Origin of the sequence: Parabacteroides timonensis (assembly GCF_900128505.1) — a bacterium.
GTDB lineage: Bacteria > Bacteroidota > Bacteroidia > Bacteroidales > Tannerellaceae > Parabacteroides > Parabacteroides timonensis.
The window spans coordinates 643,630-670,284 of sequence record NZ_LT669940.1; the positions used below are offsets into that span (position 1 = coordinate 643,630).

Annotated in this window: 11 protein-coding genes; 10 read left to right on the plus strand and 1 reads right to left on the minus strand. The window is 44.6% G+C overall.

The genetic code is table 11. The annotated features are described in order from the left end of the window. Positions 1-53: 53 nt before the first annotated feature. The 6 genes from BQ7394_RS03280 (at position 54) to BQ7394_RS03305 (ending at position 13,959) form a co-directional block, all read left to right on the plus strand. Positions 54-2,594 carry a TonB-dependent receptor gene (locus BQ7394_RS03280; RefSeq protein WP_075556065.1) on the plus strand — a complete coding sequence of 847 codons (2,541 nt, stop codon included), beginning with the start codon at positions 54-56 and terminating at the stop codon, positions 2,592-2,594. A 148-nt stretch (positions 2,595-2,742) separates the two neighbouring features. Beyond that, on the plus strand, positions 2,743-4,779 hold the full coding sequence (gene lacZ4, locus BQ7394_RS03285) for a beta-glucuronidase LacZ4 (RefSeq protein ID WP_075556066.1): 2,037 nt from the start codon (positions 2,743-2,745) through the stop codon (positions 4,777-4,779). Positions 4,780-5,537: 758 nt separating this feature from the next. After that, a complete protein-coding gene (locus tag BQ7394_RS03290; protein ID WP_075556067.1) occupies positions 5,538-8,864 on the plus strand; it encodes a SusC/RagA family TonB-linked outer membrane protein in 3,327 nt (1,108 codons plus the stop codon). A 13-nt stretch (positions 8,865-8,877) separates the two neighbouring features. Beyond that, the gene (locus BQ7394_RS03295; protein WP_075556068.1) at positions 8,878-10,629 is read left to right on the plus strand and encodes a RagB/SusD family nutrient uptake outer membrane protein; all 1,752 of its coding nucleotides are present in this window, start codon (positions 8,878-8,880) and stop codon (positions 10,627-10,629) included. 182 nt (positions 10,630-10,811) lie between these two features. Then, on the plus strand, positions 10,812-12,746 hold the full coding sequence (locus BQ7394_RS03300) for a heparinase II/III domain-containing protein (RefSeq protein WP_075556845.1): 1,935 nt from the start codon (positions 10,812-10,814) through the stop codon (positions 12,744-12,746). 7 nt (positions 12,747-12,753) lie between these two features. Continuing rightward, positions 12,754-13,959 (plus strand): glycoside hydrolase family 88 protein, encoded by a 1,206-nt coding sequence (locus BQ7394_RS03305; RefSeq protein WP_075556069.1) that lies wholly within the window; start codon positions 12,754-12,756, stop codon positions 13,957-13,959. Between the two features lie 73 nt (positions 13,960-14,032). Here the strand turns inward: BQ7394_RS03305 and BQ7394_RS03310 are convergent, their stop codons facing one another. Beyond that, positions 14,033-18,058: a hybrid sensor histidine kinase/response regulator transcription factor gene (locus tag BQ7394_RS03310; RefSeq protein WP_075556846.1), complete on the minus strand. Its 4,026-nt coding sequence runs from the start codon at positions 18,056-18,058 to the stop codon at positions 14,033-14,035. Positions 18,059-18,173: 115 nt separating this feature from the next. On the opposite strand from BQ7394_RS03310, the gene BQ7394_RS03315 reads away from it, so the two are divergent. The 4 genes from BQ7394_RS03315 (at position 18,174) to BQ7394_RS03330 (ending at position 26,155) form a co-directional block, all read left to right on the plus strand. Next, positions 18,174-18,614, plus strand: coding sequence for a DUF6078 family protein (locus tag BQ7394_RS03315; protein WP_075556070.1), 441 nt, complete (start codon positions 18,174-18,176; stop codon positions 18,612-18,614). 675 nt (positions 18,615-19,289) lie between these two features. Then, complete coding sequence (locus BQ7394_RS03320) at positions 19,290-22,391, plus strand: DUF6383 domain-containing protein (RefSeq protein WP_139317673.1); 3,102 nt, start codon at positions 19,290-19,292, stop codon at positions 22,389-22,391. Between the two features lie 268 nt (positions 22,392-22,659). Further along, the gene (locus BQ7394_RS03325) at positions 22,660-24,084 is read left to right on the plus strand and encodes an MFS transporter (RefSeq protein WP_075556072.1); all 1,425 of its coding nucleotides are present in this window, start codon (positions 22,660-22,662) and stop codon (positions 24,082-24,084) included. A 67-nt stretch (positions 24,085-24,151) separates the two neighbouring features. Then, the gene (locus BQ7394_RS03330; RefSeq protein ID WP_075556073.1) at positions 24,152-26,155 is read left to right on the plus strand and encodes a fructose-1,6-bisphosphatase; all 2,004 of its coding nucleotides are present in this window, start codon (positions 24,152-24,154) and stop codon (positions 26,153-26,155) included. The last annotated feature ends 500 nt before the right edge of the window (positions 26,156-26,655 follow it).

The following is a 26,655-nucleotide window of genomic DNA, read 5'->3' on the forward strand; positions in this document are numbered from 1 at the left end:
AATAACGATTTATATAAAAGATCAATCGATAACTTCTAAATTCTTTAAATTTGATGAAAGAAAAACTGCTCTACTTATTGTTGGTGTTGATGATGGCTACGCCTTTGTGTGCGCAGAACCAAAATGCCGCTGATTACACGATCAAGGGACAGGTCGTTGATTCCCTGTCTAATGAAACAGTTCCTTATGCCACATTGAGCATCGCTTTGGCAAACGCTCCGCAGAATGCGATCAAACTGTTGGCTTGTGATGATGACGGAAAGTTTACTACTACACTGAAGCAACCAGGCAAGTATGTTATGTCTATGCAGTCGTTAGGAAAAGTCCCTGCCGTGAAACGTTTTACCTTGTCCGAAGGCAAGAAGAGCCTGGATTTAGGCAAATTATTTATGAATGACGATACCCAGCAACTGAATGAGGTGACTGTTGTTGCCCAGAAGCCATTGGTGACGGTGGAAGTCGATAAAATAACTTATAGCCTGGATGACGATCCGGAAGCCAAGACCAATAATGCCTTGGAAATGTTCCGGAAAGTCCCGATGATTACTGTCGATGGTGAGGACAAGATCCAGTTGAAAGGTTCATCCAACTATAAAATATATATGAATGGTAAGCCTTCCAACCTGCTGAGTGGTGAGAATGCTTCCGACGTATTGAAAAGTATGCCGGCAAGCTCTATCAAAAATATTGAGGTGATAACCGATCCGGGTTCCAAATATGATGCAGAAGGTGTTGGTGGTATTATCAATATTATTACATCAAAAAATGCTATGCAGGGATATACAGGTACGGTGCGTGCCAATGCCAGTTCATTGGGTAGTTTTGGTGGCGGTGGATATGTATCTTTGAAAGTCGGTAACCTGGGTCTTACTGCAAACTATGGCTATAATAATCGTAATTCGCCATGGAATGATTCTCATAGCGAACGCGAGACATATAAAGATTGGCTGGCCGAAGATAAGCCCACTAAACTGATTGAAGATGGACGTGCCAAAAATAAGGGACCATTCCAATACGGTTATCTGGAAGCTAGTTATGAAATAGATACCCTGAATTTGATCAGCGTAGGTGCTAATTTGTTTAGAGGGAAAAACAAAAGCTTTTCGGAACTGGATGCCGTTTTGAATCCGTTGGGAGGTAATGTTAGTGAACCGGTGGTGCCGATTTATAGCTTCCATCGTAACAGTAATTCCGAAAGCACTTTCGGTTCGACAGACGTGAATGTCGATTATCAGCACTCAACCAGTAAAAAAGATGAGTTACTGACAGTTTCCTATCGTTTTAGTCAGTCGCCGAATGATAACGAAAGCCGTACGGAACTTTCGGATGTTGTTACCTATTATTTGGAAGAAGATTATCCGAAGTGGAATATCAACGATGCATCGACTATTGAACATACGGGTCAGGTGGATTATACTACTCCTCTTTTTGAAAAACAAACACTTGAAGCCGGTGTGAAATATATCAACCGTCAGAATAAGAGTAACACGCTGGAGCAGATCTATGACGATGCGACCGACATTTGGGTGGATCAGAAGAAAGACAATAGCAAGTTCCGTCATACACAACATATTTATTCTGCTTATCTGGGTTATTTGATACGTCTGAATAAATTTGGTATCAAAGCCGGATTACGTGGAGAAGGAACGAGTTTGAATGCCAAGTACGCATTGAAGCCGGCTCTCGATTTCAGTTCAGATTATTTTGATCTGGTTCCGAATGCCACCCTGACGTATCAGCTGGATATGTCGACCCAGATCCGTTTAGGATATAATATGCGTATCCAGCGACCGGGTATCTGGTATCTAAACCCATATATAAACGATTCTAATCCACAGAATATATCTCAGGGTAATCCTAATCTGGAATCGGAAAAGAGTAATAATGTCAACTTGAACTTTAGTAAGTTTACTCAGAAGTTCAGTATCAATGCCAGCTTAAGTTATACTTTTGTTAATAATCCGATTGAAAGTTATTCATTCGTGGCTGATTTCCCATCTGACGATCCCCGTTCACAATACAATGGTGCAAAATGGAATACGTATGATAATATCGGGAAAAAGCAGCAGGTGGGTATGTTCTTGTACGGTAACTGGTCGCCAAATACTTGGTTCCGTATCTATATGAATGGTGGTATCGATTATACAGATTTGAAAGCTCCTTCTTTGAATCTCGAAAAAGATGGTGTCAGCGGACGTATCTTTGCCGGAACGCAGTTTACGTTACCAAAAGACTTCCGTATTAATTTGCATGGAGGTTACTTCAGTCCGTGGATACAATTACAAAGTAAAATGTCTCCATTCTATTTTGCAGGTCTGAATGTCAGCAAGGATTTCCTGAAAAAGAAATTATCTGTTTCTGTGGGGGCAAATAACCCATTCTGGAAGACTATGAAGATGAAAACAACAACGAACAGTGCTGATTTCCATGATGTATCAACCAACTGGCGTAGTGCCCGTGAATTCCGTTTCAGCATCTCATACCGTTTCGGTACGATGAAAGGACAGATTAAGAAAGTGAAACGTGGTATCAGTAATGATGACTCGAAAGGTGGTGGTGAAAATAACCAGGGAGGTGGCGAACAGGCTATGTAATTATCAATGATAAATAGAGTAAGGTCCGGGTAGAAATATCCGGACTTTTTTGTTTTTGGACAAAAAAGTACCTTTTCTTAGACAAAAAGTGTCTTTCATCCTAAAAGTATCGTTTTATCTTTGCTCTCAGAATAAAGAAAGAAATAACATGAAACACATTCTTATTGGTTTACTATTGGTTCTTTGCAGTACATTAACCTTTGCTTCCCGCAAAGAGATACTTTTAAATAACGACTGGAACTTCCGTTTCTCGCATCAGGTGCAGCGCAACAGTGGCCAGCGGGTCGATCTCCCTCATACCTGGAATAGCGGTGATGCCCTTATCGGAACACAGGATTATTACCGGGGTATGGGAAATTACGATAAAAAGCTTTTTATTAAGCCCGAATGGGAGGGCAAACGTCTGTTTCTCCGTTTTGAAGGCGTCAATACGATTGCTACTGTTTTCGTTAATTCAGTTTGTTTGGGGGAACATCGTGGTGGTTATGGTGCTTTTGTGTTTGAGATAACCGATCATGTAAAATATGGGGCTGAAAACGAAATCCTCGTGAAAGTAAACAATGCCTTGCAACTGGATATTATGCCATTAGTAGGCGATTTCAATTTCTACGGAGGTATCTATCGTGATGTAAACCTGATTATCACCGATCCCGTAAATATATCGCTGACCGATTATGCTTCTCCGGGTGTTTATCTTATACAGAATAATGTCACGAAGGAACAGGCAGAAGTGCGGGCGAAAGTCCTGCTGTCGAACAGTTCGTCGGTCGACACACCGGTAAAAGTAAATGTAAAGATACTGGATGGCGATAAAATTGTGCAGCAACAGGATATGAACGTAACAGTAGGAGCCAACCAGATACATACGACCGGTTTCGACTTTACCATAAAGAATCCCCACCTGTGGAACGGTCGGAAAGATCCGTTCATGTATCGTACGGAAGTAACTTTGATGGCTGACGGAAAACAGATCGACAAGGTAGTACAGCTGCTTGGTCTGCGTTTCTATCATGTGGATGCGGAAAAAGGTTTCTTCCTAAATGGAGAACATTTGAAACTGCATGGCGTATGTCGTCATCAGGATCGTGCCGAAAGAGGGAATGCTCTGTATAAGGAACATCATGAAGAGGATGCTGCAATTATCGCTGAAATGGGAACCAACGCTATTCGGTTGGCACATTATCCGCAGGCTACTTATTTCTATAATCTGATGGATAAATATGGTATCGTAACCTGGGCGGAAATACCGTTTATCGGTCCGGGCGGTTATCTTGACAGAGGTTATAACGATCTGCCTGCTTTTCGTGCAAACGGTAAAGAACAGTTGAAGGAACTGATCCGTCAGCATTATAACCACCCTTCGATCTGTTTCTGGGGATTATTCAACGAACTGAAGACTATCGGTGACAACCCGATCGAATATATCAAGGAACTGAACGAGCTGGCTCACCAGGAAGATCCGACACGTCCGACTACCGCTGCTAGCTTCCTGTCTTACGATAGTGACATCAGTAAGATTACCGATGTGATTGCCTGGAACCAGTATTTCGGTTGGTATGGTGGCTCCCCTTCCGATATGGGAAAATGGTTGGATGCCAATCATAAAGCACATCCGGAATATAAGATAGCTATCAGTGAATATGGGGCAGGGGCCAGCATCTATCATCAGCAGGACTCAGTGAAGCCAGGTGAGGCTTCAGGTTGGTGGCATCCCGAGAATTTCCAGACGTTCTATCATCAGGGAAACTGGGAAGCTATTGCCGAACGCCCGTTCGTATGGGGTTCCTTTATCTGGAACTTGTTTGATTTCGGGGCAGCCCATCGTACGGAAGGCGATCGTCCGGGTATCAACGACAAAGGTCTGGTAACTTTCGACCGTAAAGTGAAAAAGGATGCTTTTTATTATTATAAAGCGAACTGGAACAAAGACGATAAATTCGTTTATATCGCTAATCGCCGCCACCGTGATCGGACAACCAGGGTAACTGATATTATGGTATTCTCCAATCTACCGGAAGTGGAATTGTTTGTGAACGGAAAAAGCGTAGGTAAGCAAACACCGGATAATTATGCCACTTTTGTGTGGAAAGGTGTAAGTCTGGCAGACGGTGAAAACACAGTCGAGGCACATGCTGTACAGAAGAAAAACAGTATGTCCGATCAGGTGGTCTGGACTTGTAAATAGGAGCTTGTTTTCTACTTATATGATATCCGGATCACAAAAATGGATGGATCGATAGATTTGTAGAGAACACTTTAATGATTGTAAATGCTTGAGGAGTAAGGTGTCAGTAGATTGATGCCTTACTCTTTTTTTATAGAATGTATATAGTTCTGAGTGAACTATGTTCTTTCGGCAGAGTCGAACATAACAGACGCAAAAATAGGCTCTTGTTGGGTTTGCGGACACACAATTTAGTCTGATTGATGTGCACCAATTGTCCACAAATAGAGTTTTAACATAACAAATAATCGTATCTTTCTTCTTAGTAATCTGTTGTATAAGCCGTTTTAAGGTTAATAATTCGCAGCTAATGCTTCTTTGTTGTTTTTTTCTACCGGCATTTGGCTACAGGGTAGAAAATATGACCTGTTTTTATCCCCAAATCACCTTTCCGACCTTTTGCTTTCAACCGCTTAAGATATACGAACCATTTGACTTTTCTAAGAAATACTTTCTTTTCTTCTCTTTTTTTTGAGTTGTATTATCCTGAACCATCAACGATTAAAACAATGCGGACATTATGAATATTTAGAGATAAAGGTCTCTTCGAAAATTAGAGAACCTTTCGATCGATATACAGAAACAAACCGGATTAAGTTCACTCAGAACTATTTCTCTTTTTGCATGTGGCGGACCAAACAAAGAGTATGTACTCCAATATTTGACCGGTATTGGTGTGCGCAAACACAATTTATTCATTAACTAAATCTGGTGTTATTATGACAAAGGATTTTAATCGTTTTTATTTATCAAAGATGTTTATGGGAGCCACTATGCTCCTAACATCGGTAGGAATGGCCTCGGCCGATCCTGCAAATCCGGGGATAGAAGTTCCGGTAACCGATGTCCTGATCGCTTTGCCACAACAAGCGAGAAAGACAGTAACCGGAACAGTTGAAGACGCCATGGGCCCGATTGCCGGTGCCAACATTGTAGAAAAGGGAACAACGAATGGGACCATTACCGACATGGACGGTAAGTTTACTTTAGATGTCTCTCCGAATGCCATTTTGGTAGTATCCTTTATCGGCTACATTGAGCAGCAGATCCCAGTGGGAAACCAAACCTCTTTTACTATTCAGATTAAGGAAGACTCACAAGCTTTGGATGAAGTAGTTGTGGTTGGTTACGGTACACAGAAGAAAGTCAACCTGACCGGTTCCGTGTCTTCCGTCGATTTTGCCGATCAGGCTTTATCGCGTCCTATTACAAATGTGTCGAATGCATTGGCCGGTTTGAGTGCAGGTGTGCAGGTGATGCAAAGTTCCGGACAGCCGGGTAGCGACGGTTCAAAGATCCGTATTCGTGGTGTCGGAACGCTTAACAATCAGGACCCATTAGTGTTGATCGATGGTGTGGAAGGTGCTATGGACCTTGTTAATCCGCAAGATATCGAGTCAATCTCTGTGTTGAAGGATGCTGCTTCTTCTTCTATTTATGGATCACGTGCTGCGAACGGAGTTGTTTTGATCACAACTAAAAAAGGAAAAGCAGGAAAGTTGTCTGTATCCTATTCAGGACGTATCTCTTATGCGCAGCCAACTAACCTGATTGATCAGGTGACCAACTATGCCGACTATATGGAATGGCTGAATGAGTCGTTTGAGAATATCGGACAGCCGAATCATTTTGCTCAGAGCACGATCGATCTGTGGCGTGAAAAATCAAAAGATCCGAACGGATTGAATGAACACGGGGTTCCCAATTATATCGCTTATCCGAATACCGACTGGCAGGATGCCTTGTTCGGACACGGTTTGATTAACGATCATAATGTATCTGTGAACGGAGGAACCGAGAAATTGCGTATCTTGATGTCTGCCGGTTATCTGGATAATCCGGGGTTGGTCGACCAAACCGGTATCAGGAAATATTCCTTGCGTGCCAATATAGAAGCGGATGTTACAAAATGGTTGACTGTGGGAACCCGTACATTTGCATCTCAGGAGGATAAAGATGCGGGAAACTTCGATAATGCCAACAACTTCCTGCGTCAGACAACTCCCGGTCTGTATCCGGAATGGAACGGACAGTATGGTTATCCGGAAGCGCCGGAAGAAAGTGCGACAGCTAACAGTATCCTGGCCTTCCTTAATGCACAGGATGGTAAAAAGCAGAAGACAAACTTCAATACTACTTTGTATTCGCGTATTTCTCCGATAAAAGGATTGTCATGGGATTTTAACCTGAACTACAAACGGTATTGGGAAGACAACCAAACCTGGACGAATCCGTATGAAAAGGTTAAGTTTAGTGATGGAACGATCATGTCACCGGCTACGGAACCCTCTGAAATGAGTACTTATTTCTATAACCGTGCGGATTACAGTTATACCCTGCAGAACATTTTGCGCTATAATATAACGCTTAACAAGGATCATGACCTGGGTGCATTGGTGGGTTATGAAGAGTACTATTACAAACGTGATACCCGTAGTGCGAACAAGAAAGGGCTGATCGACTCAAGCATTCATACACCCGGATCGGCGACAGAAATGGTAAGTGTGGGTGGTGGAGCGTTCGATCGTGCCAGCCGTTCATTCTTCGGTCGTATTAATTATGCATATAAATCCAGATACCTGTTCGAAGCAAACCTGCGTCATGATGGGAATGCCCGTTATCACCGCGATTACCGTTGGGGTACTTTCCCCTCTTTCTCTGCCGCTTGGCGTATTTCGGAAGAAAGCTTCATGCTGAATACCAAAAACTGGTTGGATAACCTGAAGCTCCGTGTATCTTACGGTTCCGTAGGTAACAACGGTGGTGACGATGTGGGAGAATATGAATATCAGTCTACTTACGGCGGTAGTAAATATCCGTTCGGTGGAAAATTGATATCCGGTCTGGCTTCTACTTCCATTGCCAATTCCATGTTGTCGTGGGAAACGTCTAAAATGACCAATGTCGGTATCGACCTGAATGCGTTGAACAACCGTCTGTCTTTTACGATGGATGCGTTTGTTAAGAATACGACAGGTATCTTGTTTACACCTTCTATCTATTTGACAGCAGGTAATAAGGGGGCTCCCCGTAAGAACATTGCGGAAATGAGTACCAAAGGTGTCGAACTGTCGCTAGGATGGAAAGACCAGATCGAAGAAGTCAGCTATTCCGTTAGCGGGAACTTTTCTTACACGCCTAATAAGATAAAGAAATATAAAGGAGAATTGGTGGCCGGTTATGATGAAAACGGCGAATGGAAGAGTAATATCGGGGATGTAGCTTCCAGTACTTCCGCTGTTAATCCGGTTATTGAAGATCGCATCATGAAGGAATACTATGTTCGTAATCCTTATAAAGGTTCCGGAAAAGGATATGCAGCCGACGGAGTGAACGGTGGTCCGACAGATGGTATGATCCGTACGGAAAGCGATATGGAGTGGATGAAAGCCATGATCGATGCCGGTCATACTTTCATGCCGAATAAAACGATTTCCAAAGATAAGATCTGGTATGGTGACTATATTTATGCCGATGCCAATGGCGACGGTATCTACGGCGGTTCGGACGATAAAGAGTTTCAGGGTGTATCTTCCGATCCGAAATACAACTTCGGTTTGCAGATGTCAGCAGCCTGGAGAGGGTTCGATATTTCGATGAACTGGGCAGGTGCTGCCGGCTTTAAGTTATATTGGGGTGCTTCTACCGGTTATAATTCGCCGACTACCCGTGTAGGTGTGGCTTTGGGTACTGATATTGCCAACGACCACTATTTCTATAACCCGGAAAACCCGTCAGACCCGCGCACAAACCTGTATGCTCAATATGGTCGTCTGGTGAACGGTGAAAGTGGTTATCAGAATGTTGAAACATCTTCTTTGTATCTGTTCAACGGTAATTACCTGAAATTAAAGAACCTTACTTTCGGTTATACCTTGCCGGCCCATATCTCCAAGAAGATTTTTACGGATAACCTTCGTGTATATGTTTCTATTGAAAACGTATTCAATATAACGAAGTATCCGGGTCAGGATCCTGAACTGGGAGCATATCCGGAATATACTTCATTGAGACAATTTGCATTTGGTGCTAACATTTCATTTTAAAGCGTAGAGAGTTATGAAATTAATAAAGAATATTTGTTTATTAGGCGCTTCTATCGCTCTGCTGACAGGGTGTAACAGCGACTTGATGGATTTGACCCCGTACGACTCGATTGCGTCCGGAAACATGTGGACGACAGAGAACCTGGCCGATATGGGAGTTACAGGCATTTATAATGTGCTTCGTTCCGAGAACGTAGCCGGCGACCTGCATAAATTCGACAGTTATGGTGTTTCGGCCGATTACCGTGATGGAAATTACTCCTTATTAAGAGGTAATGCGACAACCGGCGACGGACAGTTCTCCGGTTACTGGAAAATCAATTACGAAGGGATCAGCCGCTGTAATGATGCGATAACCAATTTACCGAAGGCTCCATTGTCGGAGTCGAAGCTTGCTCGTTTGACAGCAGAGTCCAAGTTCATGCGTGCCTTCTTCTATTATCGGTTGAATATGATGTATAAAGGTGTTCCTTTGTATCTGGAGCCGGCCGAACTGGATGAACTGGTGAAAGGACGTAATACGGAAGCCGAAGTATGGGCTCAGGTCATTACCGATTTGACGGATGCGATCAATACAGCAGATCTGCCGGATAAGTATGCTACCGGTGATGCCGCTTATGGGCGTGTAACTAAAGGTGCCGCTTATGCTCTGCGTGGAAAAGTATATATGTGGATGAGCGAATGGGCGAAAGCGGAAGCCGACCTGCGTAAAGTGGGTGATCTGGGATACGGATTATTCCAGGGGGAATATAAGCAACTGTTCAAGGAAGCCAATGAGCAATGTGAGGAGATGATTTTCTCCCTGCAATGTATCGGTGAAAGCGGATACGGTAATAACTTCTCTTTCCGCTATGGTACACGTAGTTCTTTCGGTTCCTGTTGGAATACCTATCTGGTAAGCACAGACTTTGTTGAGACATACGAATGTGCGGATGGAAAGCCGTTCAACTGGGATGATTTTATACCGGGGTATAATGCGATGGATCCGGCAAAAAGATCTGTTTATTTCCTGCGTGATGAGATGACGGATGCCGAAAAGGCAAAAATGACGGAGGACGGAGCCGATCTGTCTAAATACCTGGCAACAGGCAACGAAGCCCGTATCAAAACCGCTTATGAAAACCGTGACCCTCGTTTGATGGCAACTATCATTACTCCGTATGCACAGTATTTCGGAGCCAATGGTGCGACATCCTATACCTATACGCTTCGTTGGCCGTACAGAGGCTTTGATACAGCCGATCCGTTCGACCTGAAGACAGATACTAACAACCGTTATTACTATCTGTTCCGTAAGTTTGTGGCTGAAGGTGCTTCGGAAATTCCAAACCGTGAGTATTCCCCGATCGATATACCTATTATCCGTTATGCCGATGTCGCATTGTCGCTGGCTGAATGTCTGAATGAACAGGGTAAAACGAGTGAAGCGATCGAGTGGGTGAATAAGGTTCGTGCCCGTGCCGGTGTTGCCCTATTGAACAGTAATCAGTATACGCAGGTTTCCGGTCAGGATAATATGCGCAATCGCATCCGTAACGAACGTCGTTGGGAATTTGCCGGCGAAGGTGTTAATTTCTTTGATGAAATGCGTTGGAAGACCTGGCACGAAACCAAGTTTAAGAGTGGAGCTGGCTTGAAGCAGATCTGGGGTTCTATGCAGGCTTCCTATTCATGGGGTGGTGATTACCTCTACAACTGGGCTATTCCTAGATCTGAAATTCAGATGAACAATAATCTGACTCAGAATAGTGGTTGGATAGATTGATTTTATTCTTCTGATATATATTAATGGAGGTCTTGACAATGAATCTAACGGTTCAAAGTTAAGGCCTTCTTTATTCCTTAAACACCTTGTTCTGGACAATAGATGCCTATGAATTGGACAAAAAGCCCTATTCTTTTATGATTTATCTTTCTATTTTTGTCAAAGAGATTAATACAATACCTATGAAAACACGAAAATACCAGATTCTCTTTTGCCTGTTACTCCTGGCAACCACGCATATATATGCATATGTGGAACGAAACTTATTGCAGCAATCGGCCGATGTTTCTAAATTGAAATCCGTCTTACTGATGGATCAGCAATGGGTTCCCTATCCGGATTATACCGACCGTGCCGGTTGGGATCAGTTTCTGGGTGACTACAAGGACGAGTATATCAAACGGGGAGAGAAACAACTTGATTACGAATGGAAAGTCGTAAAAGCAACCGATTATATAGAATATGAACGTAGCGGCAACCGTCGGATCATGGAAGATCCTTTCGGTAGTAATAATACAGCCCTTGCCGATCTGTTGATGGCAGAACTGGCCGAAGGAAAAGGTCGTTTTATCGACCAGCTTATCAATGGCGTCTACCAATCCTGTGAAATGACTTCCTGGGTATTGTCCGCCCATCTGAGTGCACAACACTCTACCCGTTCCTTGCCGGATTATAAAGAACACGTGATCGATCTCACTGCCGGCGACATGGGATCGTTACTTTCATGGACTTACTATTTCTTCCACTCCGAGTTTGACAAGGTAAATCCGGTTATCTCCGAACGCCTGCGCCATGAGTTGCAGGAACGTATTCTCGACACCTATATGAAAGAAGACCGCTTCTGGTGGATGGCTTTCGACTATAAACCGGGAACTTTGGTTAACAACTGGAATCCGTGGTGTAACTCGAATGCCCTGCAATGTTTCCTGTTATTGGAAAATGATAAAGAAACGTTAGCAAAAGCCGTTTACCGTACAATGGTTTCTGTCGATAAATTCATCAACTATACCCATTCCGACGGGGCTTGTGAAGAAGGGCCTTCCTATTGGGGACATGCTGCCGGAAAGATGTATGACTATCTGCAATTATTATATGACGGAACAGGTGGTAAGATCAGTCTGTTCGACCAGCCGATGATCAGAAACATGGGCGAATACATTGCCCGTTCATACGTAGGGAACGGCTGGGTGGTGAACTTTGCCGATGCTTCCGCCAAAGGGGGAGGAGACGCACCGATCGTCTTCCGCTATGGAAAAGCAGTGGGCAGCGATGTGATGATGCAGTATGCTGCTTATCTCAGCAGCCTGGCGAAGCAGAAAGCCCCTTCTTCCGGACGGGATATATTCCGCACATTGCAAAGTATTCTTTATGCCAAAGACATGGAGCAGGTAAAACCTGTCTACGAATCGCCCGCTTATACCTGGTACCCGGAAACAGAGTTCTGTTATATGACAAACAAATCCGGTCTTTTCTTCGCTGCCAAGGGAGGCTATAATAATGAAAGTCATAACCACAACGATGCCGGAACTTTCTCGCTCTACCTGCATACGACTCCGGTCTTTATCGATGCCGGCGTAGGAACGTATACCCGCCAGACGTTCAGCAGCGAACGATATACGATCTGGACCATGCAAAGCAACTATCATAACTTACCGATGATAAACGGTGTACCCCAATCATTCGGAGCAAAATATAAAGCAACGGACGTCTCTTTCAATCCAAAAAGCAGTACGTTCTCAGCCAACATCGCTACTGCTTACCCCGAAGAAGCCGGAGTCAATAAGTGGCTTCGTTCCTATACGTTGGGCAAAGGAGAATTGAAGATCAAAGACACATTCACTTTGAATGAGTTGAAAGACTTCAACTGCGTTAACTTCCTGACCTGGGGGCAAGTGGATATTGCCACTCCCGGTGTAGTCGCTATCGAAGTGAATGGTGAAAAGGTAAACCTGCAATACGACAAAAACACTTTTACTCCTTCACTCGAGACTATTACGCTGGATGATCCGCGTTTATCCAATGTGTGGGGAAAAGAGATATACCGCCTTTCTTTGACGGCAAAGAAGAAAGCCCTCTCCGGAACGTATGTGTATACAATCAAACAAAACAATAAATAAAGAAAGAATGAAAAATTGGATCGCCCTGGCTTTCTCCGCATTTCTGATCTCTTGTGGGGGAGCTCCTAAAACAGTAGAAAAAAGCTTTGTCGACGAGAATGTCGATTTTGCCCGTGCCCAGATCGGTAATGAAATAGCAGTAATCGAAGCGAGTGGTGAATGCCTTAATCCGGTGACACTGAAAGCCGATAGTTCCGTCTATTATTGTGGCTATGGTGACTGGCGCAGCGGCTTTTTTCCCGGTTCCGTCTGGTATCTGTATGAATTGAGCGGAGATACGGCTCTGCTTCCGTTGGCTCAGAAATATACATTAGCCATAGAAGAAGCTAAAAACCTGACCTGGCATCATGATATCGGCTTTATTATCAATTGTAGTTTCGGTAACGGCCTGCGCCTGACAGCCGATCCGTCTTATAAAGACGTGATGGTACAGGCTGCCAAATCGTTGTCCACCCGTTTTCGTGAAGCTCCCCAGGTGATCCAGTCGTGGAACGTGGATCGCGGATGGCAGTCGGAACGTGGCTGGGAATGTCCGGTGATCATCGATAATATGATGAACCTGGAACTGATGTTCGAAGCGACCCGTTTATCCGGCGACTCTTCTTTCTATAAAATAGCTATTGCACATGCCGACCGTACTTTGCAGGAGCATTTCCGTCCGGATGGCAGTTGCTATCATGTAATCGATTACAGTCTTAAAGACGGTTCCGTACGTCATCGCCATACCGCACAGGGATATGCGCATGAATCTGCGTGGAGCCGTGGGCAGGCCTGGGCTATCTATGGTTATGTCGTTTGCTACCGGGAGACAGGTGATCGTAAATATCTGGATCAGGCATTGAAGACATTCAACTTCATGAAGAACCATAAAGCCATGCCGGCCGACCTTATTCCTTACTGGGATATGGACGCCCCGAATATACCGAACGAACCCCGCGACGTATCTTCCGCTTCCTGTATCGCCTCTGCATTATACGAGATCAGTACGATGGATGTGGAAAACGCAGCAGATTATAAAGCCTACGCCGACGGTATAATGACTTCGCTGGCCTCTCCGGCTTACCGTGCGGCTTTAGGCACAAACGGTAACTTCCTGTTGATGCATTCGGTAGGTAGTATTCCTCACAACTCAGAAATAGATGTCCCCCTGAACTATGCCGACTACTATTTCATGGAAGCATTGAAACGTAAACAGGATATAGAAGCTAAATAAACAGATTCGCATTTAATATGGATTGGACAGGCATTCGTCGTTAAAGCGATGCCTGTCCATTTTTTTTCGCTGCCTATCCGTTATCGGATGCCTGCCGCTTCTTATATTCCGCCGGTGTCGTATCGAATTGTGCCTTGAAGCAACGAGTGAAATAACGGGGAGAGCCAAAGCCTAACAGGTCGGAGATCTCTGCGATTTGCAGGTCCTGCCGGGTGATCAGCAAGGTTGCCGCCCGTTTCAGCTTGCAACTGAGAACAAAATCATTCGGAGTCATACCGGTGAGGGCCTTGAATTTAGCATACAGCGAGCTGCGACTCAGTCCCAGTTCTTTAGCCAGCGTATTCATATCGAACTCCATATTGTCCATGTTCTCTTCGATGATCTTGTTGACTGCATCCATAAACTTCTGGTCGATCGGATTGCTGGCGAGCGATTGCGTGTCGAAGTCCCTTTGTTCGTTGAATTTCTTTTGCAGGATAATGCGGTTGCGCACCAGGTTGTTGCAACGGGCAAGCAGTACACGGGCATTGAACGGTTTACTGATATAATCGTCCGCACCACGCTGCAGACCTTCGATACTTTGTTCCGCAGAACCGAGTGCCGTAAGCAGGATCACCGGTATATGGCAGATATCGAAATCATTTTTGATCTTCAGGCACATCTCCGTACCCGACATTTCCGGCATCATGATATCGCTCACGATAATATCCGGCCTTTCGCTACGAGCCTTCTCCAATCCCTCTTTGCCGTTGCGGGCCAATAGGACGTTGTAGACCGGCGAGAAGAGAGAGTTCAGTATCTGGAGTAATTCTTCATTATCGTCTACCAATAAAACAGTATAGGTTGCACCTGTTTCTATAAGAGATAATTCGGATGTTTCTTCGGGAAGTTCCTTTATGATGGTCTCCGGAAGTATTTCGTTCCGCATCCCTTCATTTTCGGGTTCGACAAACTTACATTCATCTTCTTTGAAATGAGCCCGTCCTTTGGGCAAATGAACGATGAATATACTTCCGTAGCCCGGCGTACTTTCCACCTGTATCTTACCGTGATGCAGTTCCACGATACTTTTGGTCAACGATAAGCCGATCCCCGTACTGGGTTGTGTCAGACCGGACGTGTTACTGCCGGCCTGATAAAAGCGGTCGAATATCTTGTCGATATCCTCTTTGCCGATACCGATACCGTTGTCGATAATTTTGATGATGATGGCCTGTTCGTTTTCCTCGACCACCATTTCGATCGCAGCCCCCGGTTTGGAATATTTGAACGCATTCGACAGTAAGTTGTAAAAGACCTTTTGCATCTGCTTCGGATCGAACCAGCACAAGATACTTTCCTCCTGGGTTGTGAAGTTATACGTCACTGAACGGCCGGAGGCATATTCATAAAAAGAGAGATAGATCTCTTTCAGGAACGGGATGATGTTCTGTTCGTATACTTTCAGCTTCACGTGCCCCTGTTCCAGTTTGCGGAAGTCAAGCAGTTCGCTGATCAATGTCCGCATGTTATGGGTGTTTCTGTATATTTTCAACAGTTTGTTGTAGGTGGAAGGCGCCAGCGAACTACTTTGCAACAACAGTTCGATCTGAGATATGATCAGTGTGAGCGGCGTCCGGAACTCGTGCGAGATGTTGGAGAAGAATTGCAGCTTCGCCTGGTTCAATTCTTCGATCCTGTCTTTCTCTTTCCGTTCGAACTCCAGCGATGTACGGAGCAGCAACTGCGACTGTTTGAAACGAAAGAAACCGTAGATCAGTCCGCCACCTACCAATACATACAAGAGGTAGAAGAGCGGAGTCGCGTAGAACGGCGAATGGATAACGACGCCCATCCGGATCGTTTGCGGTTCAACCTTGGGATCGTATTGCTTCTCGCGTACGATCAATGTATATTTTCCCGGACTGAGGTTGGTGTACTGGATGCTGTTGTCGTTGTTGCCGATCCATTTATCGTCGAAACCTTCCAGCATATATTCGTAGGCCGTTTCTTTCAGTGTGTTGATATAATTGTTCGAGTAGAACGTGACGATCAGGTTGTTCTGGTTATGGCTCAGATTTATTTCCGGAGTGTAGGATAGCGCCTCCGGCAAGATATGTGTCCGGTCGCCCGGCTGTACGATCTCGTTGTTGATATACAGGTCGGAGAAGTGTAACCGGTAATCTTTGGCTGGGCGGAACAAATCTTGTTCGAAGAACGTACTAAGCCCGTCTATGCCCCCGACAAAGATCTCGCCGTTCTTGCAGACCAGCAGTCCGCACCCTTTATTGATACCTGAAACCGGCAGGGCAGTGCCCAGCTCCACCACTTTGAATTGTTCCTGCCCGGGATCGAAGAAAGAGATCCCCTTATCACCCGAGAGAATCAGATAACCTTGTGTCGACTCTTTTATATCATAACAATAATCGCTTAGTATCAAACTGTTGTCGGTCGTATAACCTTTGAACGTATTGTTCTTTTCATCGAATTTATACAACCCCGATCCCTGTGTCCCGAAGAAAATACGTCCTTCCTTATCTTCGTAAATCGCGGATATCGATTGTTTACCGAGCCCGTCCTGCCCACAACGGAACACGCGCTGGTCTTGCTCGTTGTCCATTTTGATCCTGTAAAGCGTATATCCGGTCGTGATCCAGATATAATCCTGCGAGTCTATCAGGAAACAATGATTTCCGTAGCTCTTCCCGCTACTGAATATCGGGCTGATCTGCTCGGTGTCGAGATCCATCATCGCATTGCCCCATTGGGTCATGAATACCAGGTATTTGTCTTTCCAGATACGCATCTGGTTGATCCGGTCGCCCGCCTTTACTGCATACGAGGGGTCTTCGAAATAAGGATTGCGGAACCGTTTCCGGGAAAGGTCGAAGATGGATAATCCCCCGGTATGCGTCCCGATGTACAACTTATTGTGCTTCTCGCTGTAAGCAATATCTTTCAAGTTGTTATGAGCAATGGAATTCTTGTTGGGATCGGCCATGAAATAGGAGAAGGTCTTTGTTTTCCTGTCGAAGAGGTTGAGGCCGCCCCCTTCGGTGCAGATCCAGATATTATTGTCTTTATCTTCTGTCATGTGCCCGACGAAAGGAAAGCTGAGACAATCTTTCCTTGAGCTGTCGGCCGTATACACGGTAAACAAGTCCATTTCCGGGTTGAAATAGTGTACACCTCCGTAATAAGTCCCCAGCCAGATGCTTCCCTGATGGTCTTTATAAACAGGAAATACGGACGAATGAGTCAGGCTGCCGGGCAGGAGGTCGCGGGTATAGACCTGGAAACTGTCGTCATGCGGGTTATATTTGTTAAGCCCGGTGAATGTTCCGATCCACAGGTTTCCGAAGTTATCTTCCACGATACCTCTCACCTGGTTGTCGGAAATATTATCCGGTTTCTGTGCGTCATAGCGGTAACGTTTGAAATGTCCCGAAGGTTCTCTTTTGTAAAGTCCGTTCATACGTGCCGAGATCCATAGGTTTTCGTGCGAGTCCTCGAATACGGCGTAGATATCTTCATTCGGAATGATACAAGCGGGGAGCGTGTCGCCCTCCTGCATATATAATCCGCTGTTCGTCCCGATCCAGCACCGTTTCCGGCTGTCGATCGTGATGCAGGTGGCATGCTGATAGGTGTATTCCAGCTTGAAGCGGAATTGCAGCTCCTCTGTTTCGTTATCCCGGATAAAAATAGAGTCGCCAACGCCAATCCAAAGCTGTCCGTCTCCGAAAGCCACTGCATTGACCCTCGATTTTTTCAGGCAGGAGAACTTCTGTGAATGAAGATTATATTGCACTAACGAGTTGTCCGAATTGAAATAAATATTCCCCTGGTTGTCACCGGTTATAAAATCAATATGGTTTCCTACCGGAAAATCTTTCTCATCCTCATTCGCCAGTGTCGGCTTGTATGCGGTCACATGAACACCGTCGAAAACACTTAATCCTTCTTCCGTCCCGAACCACATCCGCCCCAGCTCATCCTGGTAAATAGACATGACCGATAATTGCGAGAGCCCCTCTTTCGTCCCGATATGTTTGAAGTAGATAGGGAAAGCGTAAGACAGTGTATTCAGAAAGATGATAAGGAAGATTAGTTTTCTCATGGCTATTGCACTATTTGAAGGCGAAGATACTGATAAATTCCGGAAATATTTAGTACAGAAGCTCATATAAATAGGTATCTTTGTCTTATAAGCAACCAATAAACTTATACGCATTATGAAACCAGATTTCAACTATAATGATTTTCCTGCTTCTTTTGCCAATTGCTTCCGCGAGCAATGTCCGCATGGTGATAAATGTTTACGCCGCCAGATGGCTCTTCATGTCCCGAAGGAGCGTGGGGGAATATATATTCTTAACCCGGGTTACCTCGATGCGCTCGGTGATAAAGAGTGCCCGTTCTTTGTACTGGATGAACCCCAAAAGTTTGCCAAAGGTATCACCTGGCTGTACGATGACCTACCCCTGCGAAAAGCGGAGGCAATCAAATCGCAGATCATAGCCCACCTGGGACGCAGCACTTATTACCGTTGTAAACAGAAGCGACGCCTGATCAGACCGAAAGAGCAGGCCTATATCAAAAAACTCTTTCTTGCCCACGATATTTCTACCGAACCCCGGTATGACGAGTATCAGGAGTATTATGATCTTGGATAAGTATTGATTTACAGGATGTTATGTGTTTGGCGACATTTCCTTGGGAGATGCCGCCATTCTCATATATTATGAAATTCTATTGTCATAATATATGGCATTGTAGTATCACAATATATGATACTGCATTGACATAATATATGCTAATAAAATGATGTGGAAGATGAAACAAAAGCGCCTTCGGAAAGTCTTTAGCAAGGGTAAATATAGCCCATTTTAGCTCTATTAACAATTGTTTCTGTAAAAACCTTGCTTTTTTTCGTCCAGGCAACTAATAATATAATGTACGCATGCGTACATTAATATATAAGGCACTATATTCCTACCTTCCGGGACAGGCGGTCAAAATGACTATGTATCTATTGATTTATAACGCTTAGAGTGAGAAAAGTGACTGACTATAAAAATCGTTCCTTTTTTCTAGTCATCAAAATTACTACATTCTTTTGAACTGGCAATAGCTTCCCCAAGATTTTTTCCTTTTCTATATTCTTTCTTATCAACGTAATAGCAAATTAAGTACGAAATTCTCTCTTTCCGGTATGAAATCAAAACGTACCGTAAAAAATGACTAGAAAAAAGGAACGTTTTAGCTAGTCATTACTACTAGCTGGCCTATCGGGAATAGGCTGTGAACAGGTTTTTATAACACTATTATTAATATTAAATTTATTGATTATGAACAAAAAGTTTTCTACGCTTGTAGCCAGCTTGTTATTTGCATCAGCTTTTTCAGCATTCGCAGGTACAGCAGCTCCAATGTTTACAGCTCCTACAGCTGTAGTTTCTACTCGTGCTACTGTGGCAGCTGTAGAAACAGACCTTGACGCTCAGGATGGTTGGGATGCAACTGCCGGTGTTGAAGGACAGTTGTTGTCTACATTTGCAAACGACTCTCGTTTGTATCTTATTCAGGATGCAGCGACAGCAGCTGCTGCCGATAAGTTTTTAACTTATGATGCCGCATTTAAGGGTGATGCATATAGTAATGCAACATCTTTTTATTGGTCTGTAGCCGTAGACGGTCAGATTAAAAATCAGGATGGAAATGTACTTAGTGTAGGTGGTTTCTCTAATTTCGAAGTTGTTCCTGTAAAGAACAATGGTGCTAAATCAATCAACGGAACTTTCTTTGCATTGGCTGTAAAAGCTACTGATGGAAAGGTTGCTTATGTAGAATCTGATGGTACAAATCTGTCTCTTTCAGCTAGTTCTGATGCAGATTATTCTGTTAACATAGCTTCTGCTGCTTTGTTTTCACCGGTAGAAACGGCATTTACTACTGCTGCTAAAGGTGAAGATTTGAATAAGGAACTGAAAGATGGCTTTAGCGTAGCTGTTACTTATGGAGATAAAGCTCTTACGGGTGCAGAGTTATTTGCCGGTAAAGTGACTGCGGTGAAGGCTGCTACTACTTTTCCCGCTGTTGGAGCAGATCAATCATACGCTTTGAAAAAAGGTGATAAGTACCTTGTTTTTGATGAAACAATGAATAGTACCAATGCTGTTAAGGGTGGTTTTAAGCTAGTGGATGCAACAGCTGCAGAAAAGCTTATTACTGACGGTAAGACAACTAATCTTACTTTTATAATCAAAGCTGCCGATAATGGAACTAAAGCAGTAGAAGTAACAGTTGCTGGTGGACAGCGTTTGTATGTTAACGTATCAAACGGAACTAATGTATTGACAGCTCTTGATCCTGCAAACTTAGGTTTAAATGCTGCTAACTGGGCTGGAACAGCTTTAGGTGCAACAAACACTGTTGACTTCAAGACTTTACTGACTGGTCAGTTTGTTAAGGTTAACTATGTGAAGACTGGTCAAGAAGATCAGAATAACGCATACAAAATTAACGGCGTGTTAGGTTTGAGATATGATGTTGCTGGCGCTGCTGTTGAAGATGATTTCGTAAAAGCTGTAGACTTTGTAGCTGAAGATCCTTCTACAATGTGGGCTCCGAGCATCGTTGGTGGTAACTTGGTTTTGACAAACCGTGAAAATACAGCTATTGCAGTTACTCTTTCTTCTTTGCGTGTTGTTGAAGGTGGTTATGAAGCTACTATCGTTGGTGGTTCAAGTAATGGTATTGAAGATGGTGACCTGATCACAATCACTCCTGTTGCTTCTGTTACTAATACTGATGGTTACGCAGTATATGCAGATCAAGTATTGAAAAACTCAACTTTCTACCTGGGTCAGTCTCGTCGCAATGCAGACGGTGACGTTCCTGCTTATTGGGCAGAAAATCATGGCACTCACCAGATTGGTGCTACTGTAAATCAGGAAGAAGCTACTCAGTGGAACGTAGAATTGATCAAGAAAGTTGCTGCAGATTACAATACACAGATCGACTCTGTATTAGTAGATAGTAAATTGTATACTTATAATGCAACAACAGGTCTTACAACTGAAGCAAAGAGTACATTGGCAGTTCTTCCGTATGTATTCCAGAACAGAGGAAATCGCGAATATGTAAAGATGAATGATGAAGTTAATCTTGAATATTACATTTGCGATAAGGATAATAAGATTACTCCTCGTGGAGCTCAGTTCTTTGCATTGAAGAAGAAACCGGGTAATACATATAACTATGTAACTCTGGCTCTTAATAATACATATACAGACGGTAATGTTGTTCCTGTAGCTGCTATTAACGGTACTAACAAAGTATACCTGAAAAACAGTGCAAACAAAGGTACATGGGAAAATGTAGCAACTTATTCAGACGATGCTAACTCTCTGATGGTTGTTGATCCTATCGAAGCTCCGGAATACCGTAAGGTAGTTGCTGCATGGGGTGACACAGTAAGAATTTACCGTGAAGAATATCCTACAGAAGTATTGTTCGAAAAAGCAGATGCTAAATCTGTTGTAGACGGCAAAACTTTGAGCTTCCTGAATGTAAATAACAGTGTAACTGGTGCTAATCCTGCTCTGTTCGTTGATACAGCTTATGTAAACCGTACAGTAAATGGTGTTGCTAACACTTGCTATCAGTATCTGTTGGCTGTAAACGTAGATAAAGAAAATTCAGTTTACTGTCCTTACAATCCTGAACATAATACAGATGCTTGGAGAGAAGAACATGGTGGCCCTTGCGCTGACGCAAAAGAAAATCCGGCTGTTGTAAAAGGTCGCTTCCTGATCAACCTGATCGACACAGCTTATGCTTACAAACAGGATCACCTGCACAACAACCCATATATCAATATGGTTGAAGCAGACGAAAACCTGGCTAAGTTGTCATTCGTAGAAGGTATTCATACTAACGATACATTATATATTACTCGCAAGGGTGGTGAAGTTGTTAAATTAGGTATGACTGATCCTGCATTCAATGTAGCTAAGTTCGCATTCCGTTATGTAGACAACAACGCTGGTTCATTCAAGATCCAGACTCAGTCTAAGAATTATAATGCAGCTGATTTAAAAGCATTCAATGAATCTGCTCATAACGAAGGTTACCTGCGTTGGGTAAACGGTACAGTTGTTGTAACAAACAGCTACACTAACGGTGAAGTATTCAACATGGAAGAAAACTTCAAAGGTAATCCTGTAGCAAACGAAGACGTAACAGTATCTTCAATCAATGTTGTAGCAACAGACGGTGCAGTTATCATCAAGGGTGCTGAAGGCAAGAAAGTTGTAATCAGCAACGTACTTGGCCAGACAGTTGCTAACGCAGTAATTTCTTCTAACGAAGCTAAGATCTCTGCACCTGCCGGTGTAGTAGTAGTAGCCGTAGAAGGCGAAGCCGCTGTAAAAGCAATCGTAAAATAAGGACTTATTTATAATCAAATAATTCTAAATTGTTTACCGCGTGTCGTAGGGGCGGTTCGCGAACCGCCCCTACCCCAATTACCCTGCGACAGGCGAATAAGCGGTAGATATTAATACTAAAGTAATGAAATAAAGTTCTTCTGTTCGATCTCTGTGAAGAGCAACAACAGACAAAACAAAGCCCCGACAGGATTTCCTGCTGGGGCTTTCGTTTTAGAAAAGTAATTTTATTATCTTTACGACACTTATATTCTGAAAAACAATTACTATGGGTGTCTTTGCTAACTTTCCACGCACATTCTGGGTGGCTAATCTGATCGAACTGCTTGAACGCTGGGCGTGGTACGGTTTCTTTATGCTGTTTGCCAACTATTTAACCGGGTCGTCGGATGCCGGGGGACTGGAATTCTCACAAAGCCAGAAGGGCCTTCTGATGGGAGTAGGAACCGGTATCTTATATTTTCTGCCTGTATTGACGGGAGCTATTGCCGACCGCTACGGCTATAAGAAAGTGCTCTATCTGGCATTCCTGATCTATACATCCGCATTTATCCTCCTTCCGATGTTCACGACCTTTACCGGGGTCTTTATCATGTACCTTTACCTCGCCGTAGGAGCGGCCCTTTTCAAACCGGTTATTTCGGCTACGATATCGAAGACTACGACGAATGAGACTGCCTCGATCGGCTTCGGGATCTTTTATATGATGGTGAATATCGGAGCCTTTTTCGGGCCGATGGTCACTCTGTTGTTCAAAGGCTCTTCACATCTTATCTTTTATGTCTCCGCCGGAGTCATCGCCTTGAATTTTATTCTGTTGTTTTTCTATAAGGAGCCGGGGCGTGAAGACGGGAAAAGAAGTACCGACTCCTTATTGAAGACGTTCGAAGTGATTTTCCGCAATATGGGAAGTATACTTAAGGATGTCAAATTCATCCTCTTCCTGTTGATTGTAGCCGGTTTCTGGACGATGTATAACCAGCTCTTCTTCACCCTTCCGGTTTTTATTTCTCAGTGGGTGGATACCAGTGTATTGTATAACTTCTTTCATGCCTACGTCCCGTTTATCAGTAAACATTACAGTGCAGGGCCGGGCGTGATGGATGCGGAGTTCGTGACGAATATCGATGCACTTTATATCATCACCTTCCAGGTATTGGTGTCGAGTATCGTGATGAAGATGCAACCGCTACGCTCGATGATGTCGGGCTTTCTGGTTTGTTCGATCGGTATGTCGTTGACTATCGTGTCGCAGAATGTCTTGTTTACGATGGTTGCTATCCTGATATTTTCGGTGGGAGAGATGGCCGGTTCGCCGAAGATCACGGAATATATCGGACGTATTGCCCCTGCGGATAAGAAAGCACTTTATATGGGATACTCTTTCATCCCCGTTTTTCTGGGGAACGTGCTGGCCGGTTTTATCTCCGGTGTCGTCTATCAGCAGATGTCGGATAAGGTGATGCTTGTTCAGAAATTTGCTGCGGAAAAAGGACTGCAAATACCCGACGGACTTTCCAACAATGCCTACTTCGAAGAGGTGGCCCGGCAGGTAGATCTGACGCCCCAGGCATTGACAAACCTTCTTTGGGAACTGTATGATCCATCCCGTCTGGGAATGGTCATACTGGCTATCGGGGTGGGAACTGCGTTCCTGTTGTTCGTATATGATCGGGTGACCTCCCGTAAATAATGCTTTTGAGAAGGGTTGTCTCCCCGTATTTGCTTATATTTGCACGGAAAAAGACAGTAAACATTTTATGACGAAAGATATAACACCCGAATATGTGTTTGGTGACCTGCGCTATCTGCAATTGCTGGCACGTAGTTTCCCTACTATCGCTGATGCGAGTACCGAAATCATCAACCTGGAGGCTATCCTGAATCTTCCGAAGGGAACGGAGCATTTCCTGTCCGATATCCACGGGGAATACCAGGCCTTTAACCATGTCTTGAAGAATGCTTCCGGCGCGATCAAGCGTAAAGTGAATGAGATATTCAGCAACACCTTGCGTGACTTTGAAAAGAAAGAGTTATGCACGTTGATCTACTATCCCGAACAGAAACTGGAGCTGGTTCGAACCAAGGAACCGGACTTGGACGACTGGTATCTGATCACACTGAATCAGCTGGTGCGCGTCTGCCGGAATGTATCGTCGAAATATACGCGCTCGAAAGTACGTAAGGCCTTACCGAAAGAGTTCTCCTATATTATCCAGGAGTTGTTGCACGAGTCGTCGGTCGAACCGAATAAGTCTGCTTATGTCGACCAGATCATCCGGACGATTATTTCCACCGGGCGTGCCAACGATTTCATTATCGCTATGTGTAACCTGATACAACGACTCACCATCGACCTGTTGCACGTTATCGGCGATATCTACGACCGTGGCCCGGGTGCTCATATCATCATGGATACGCTTTGCGACTATCACCATTTCGATATACAGTGGGGTAATCACGATGTGCTGTGGATGGGAGCGGCCTCCGGTAACCTGGGAAGCATTGCCAATGTGATCCGTATGTGCCTGCGTTTCGGTAACCTGGCGACACTCGAGGATGGCTATGGTATCAACCTGCTTCCTTTGGCCACCTTCGCGATGGATGTGTATGGCGATGATCCCTGCGACCTGTTCATGCCGAAGACCAATGCGTCCGACTCGACATTCGATGAAAAGACGATCCGCCTGATCTCGCAGATGCATAAAGCCATAACGGTGATACAGTTTAAGCTGGAAGGGGAGATCATCCGCCGCCGCCCTGAGTTTGAGATGGACGACCGCCTGTTATTGCATCTTATCGACCTGAAGCGTGGAACCATCACGCTGGATGGGAAAGAGTACGAGTTGAAAGACAAGAACTGGCCGACTATCAATCCGAAAGATCCCTATGCCTTGTCTATCGAGGAGGAAGACCTGATTCGCCGTATCCAACATTCGTTCGAATGCAGCGAGAAATTGAAGAAACATATGCGTTGCCTGTTCAGGCACGGTAGCATGTACCAGGTCTGCAATTCCAACCTGCTGTTTCATGCGTCTGTTCCGATGAATGCCGACGGGACATTGAAAAGTATCCGTATCGAAGGGCAGGAATATAAAGGGAAGAGCTTGCTCGATAAAGTAGATCAGTTGATCCGTACGGCTTATTTCGATTCGGAAGACTCACCGGAAAAGGATTTTGCCCTGGATTACATCTGGTATCTCTGGGGAGGAAAAGACTCTCCTTTGTTCGACAAAAGCAAGATGGCGACCTTCGAACGTTGTTTTATCGACGATAAGAGCGTGCAGAAGGAAGAGAAAGGAGCTTATTATACCCTTCGCGAAGAAGAAAAGATCTGTGATATGCTGTTGGATGAGTTCGGCGTGACAGGCGTACACCGCCATATCATCAACGGGCATGTGCCTGTCCGTTCCATTCAGGGGGAGAATCCGATCAAAGCCAATGGTAAATTGTTGGTGATCGATGGCGGGTTCTCGAAAGCCTATCATCCGGAAACGGGTATTGCGGGCTATACGCTGGTCTATCACTCCCGCGGTTTCCAGTTGGTACAGCACGAACCGTTCCTGTCGACCGACCAGGCGATCAAAGAGGGCCGCGACATCCGTTCCACCACGATCGTAGTAGAACTGAGCTCTCACCGTCAAATGGTAAAAGATACGGACAAAGGCGCCGACCTGCAACGGCAGATACATGACTTGGAGAAGCTGTTGTATGCTTATCGCAATGGGTTTATCAAAGAAAAGGATAAACTACTTTTCCCTTGATGGAAAAGTAGTCAAAAGATCAAGGCTGCACCGGCTTCGCTGCTACGGCGAAAGACTACGCTGTCGTCTGCGAACTCGCTACGCTCAAACAGCGCAGCCTCCGGACGCTCCGTCTTTCTCCTTCGCGGACGCTCACCCGCTGAGGCCTTTCCAAGGAAGCTTTGCTTCCTCTTAGTATTGCCAATACCGCCTGTTACTTTGGTGATCCCGTGTCAAGCACGGGAAGACAGGCTCGAGTCCCTGTGCTTGACACAGGGCAGCAAGATAACAGACAGTATCGGCCATCCCAAGAGAGCGCAAAGCGCTCTATGAAAGGCCTCAGCTGGCGAGCGTTAAGCGCAGCAGCCGTAGTGAGCGCCCGGAGCATCCGCTGTTTGAGCGTAGCGAGTTCGGAGGCGACAGCGAACGTAGGATGCGGAGTAGCGAGGCAGGTGCAGCCTTGAACTTTTGATTACTTTTCTTTCAAGAGAAAAGTAATAGAATAAAAATAATAACAGAAT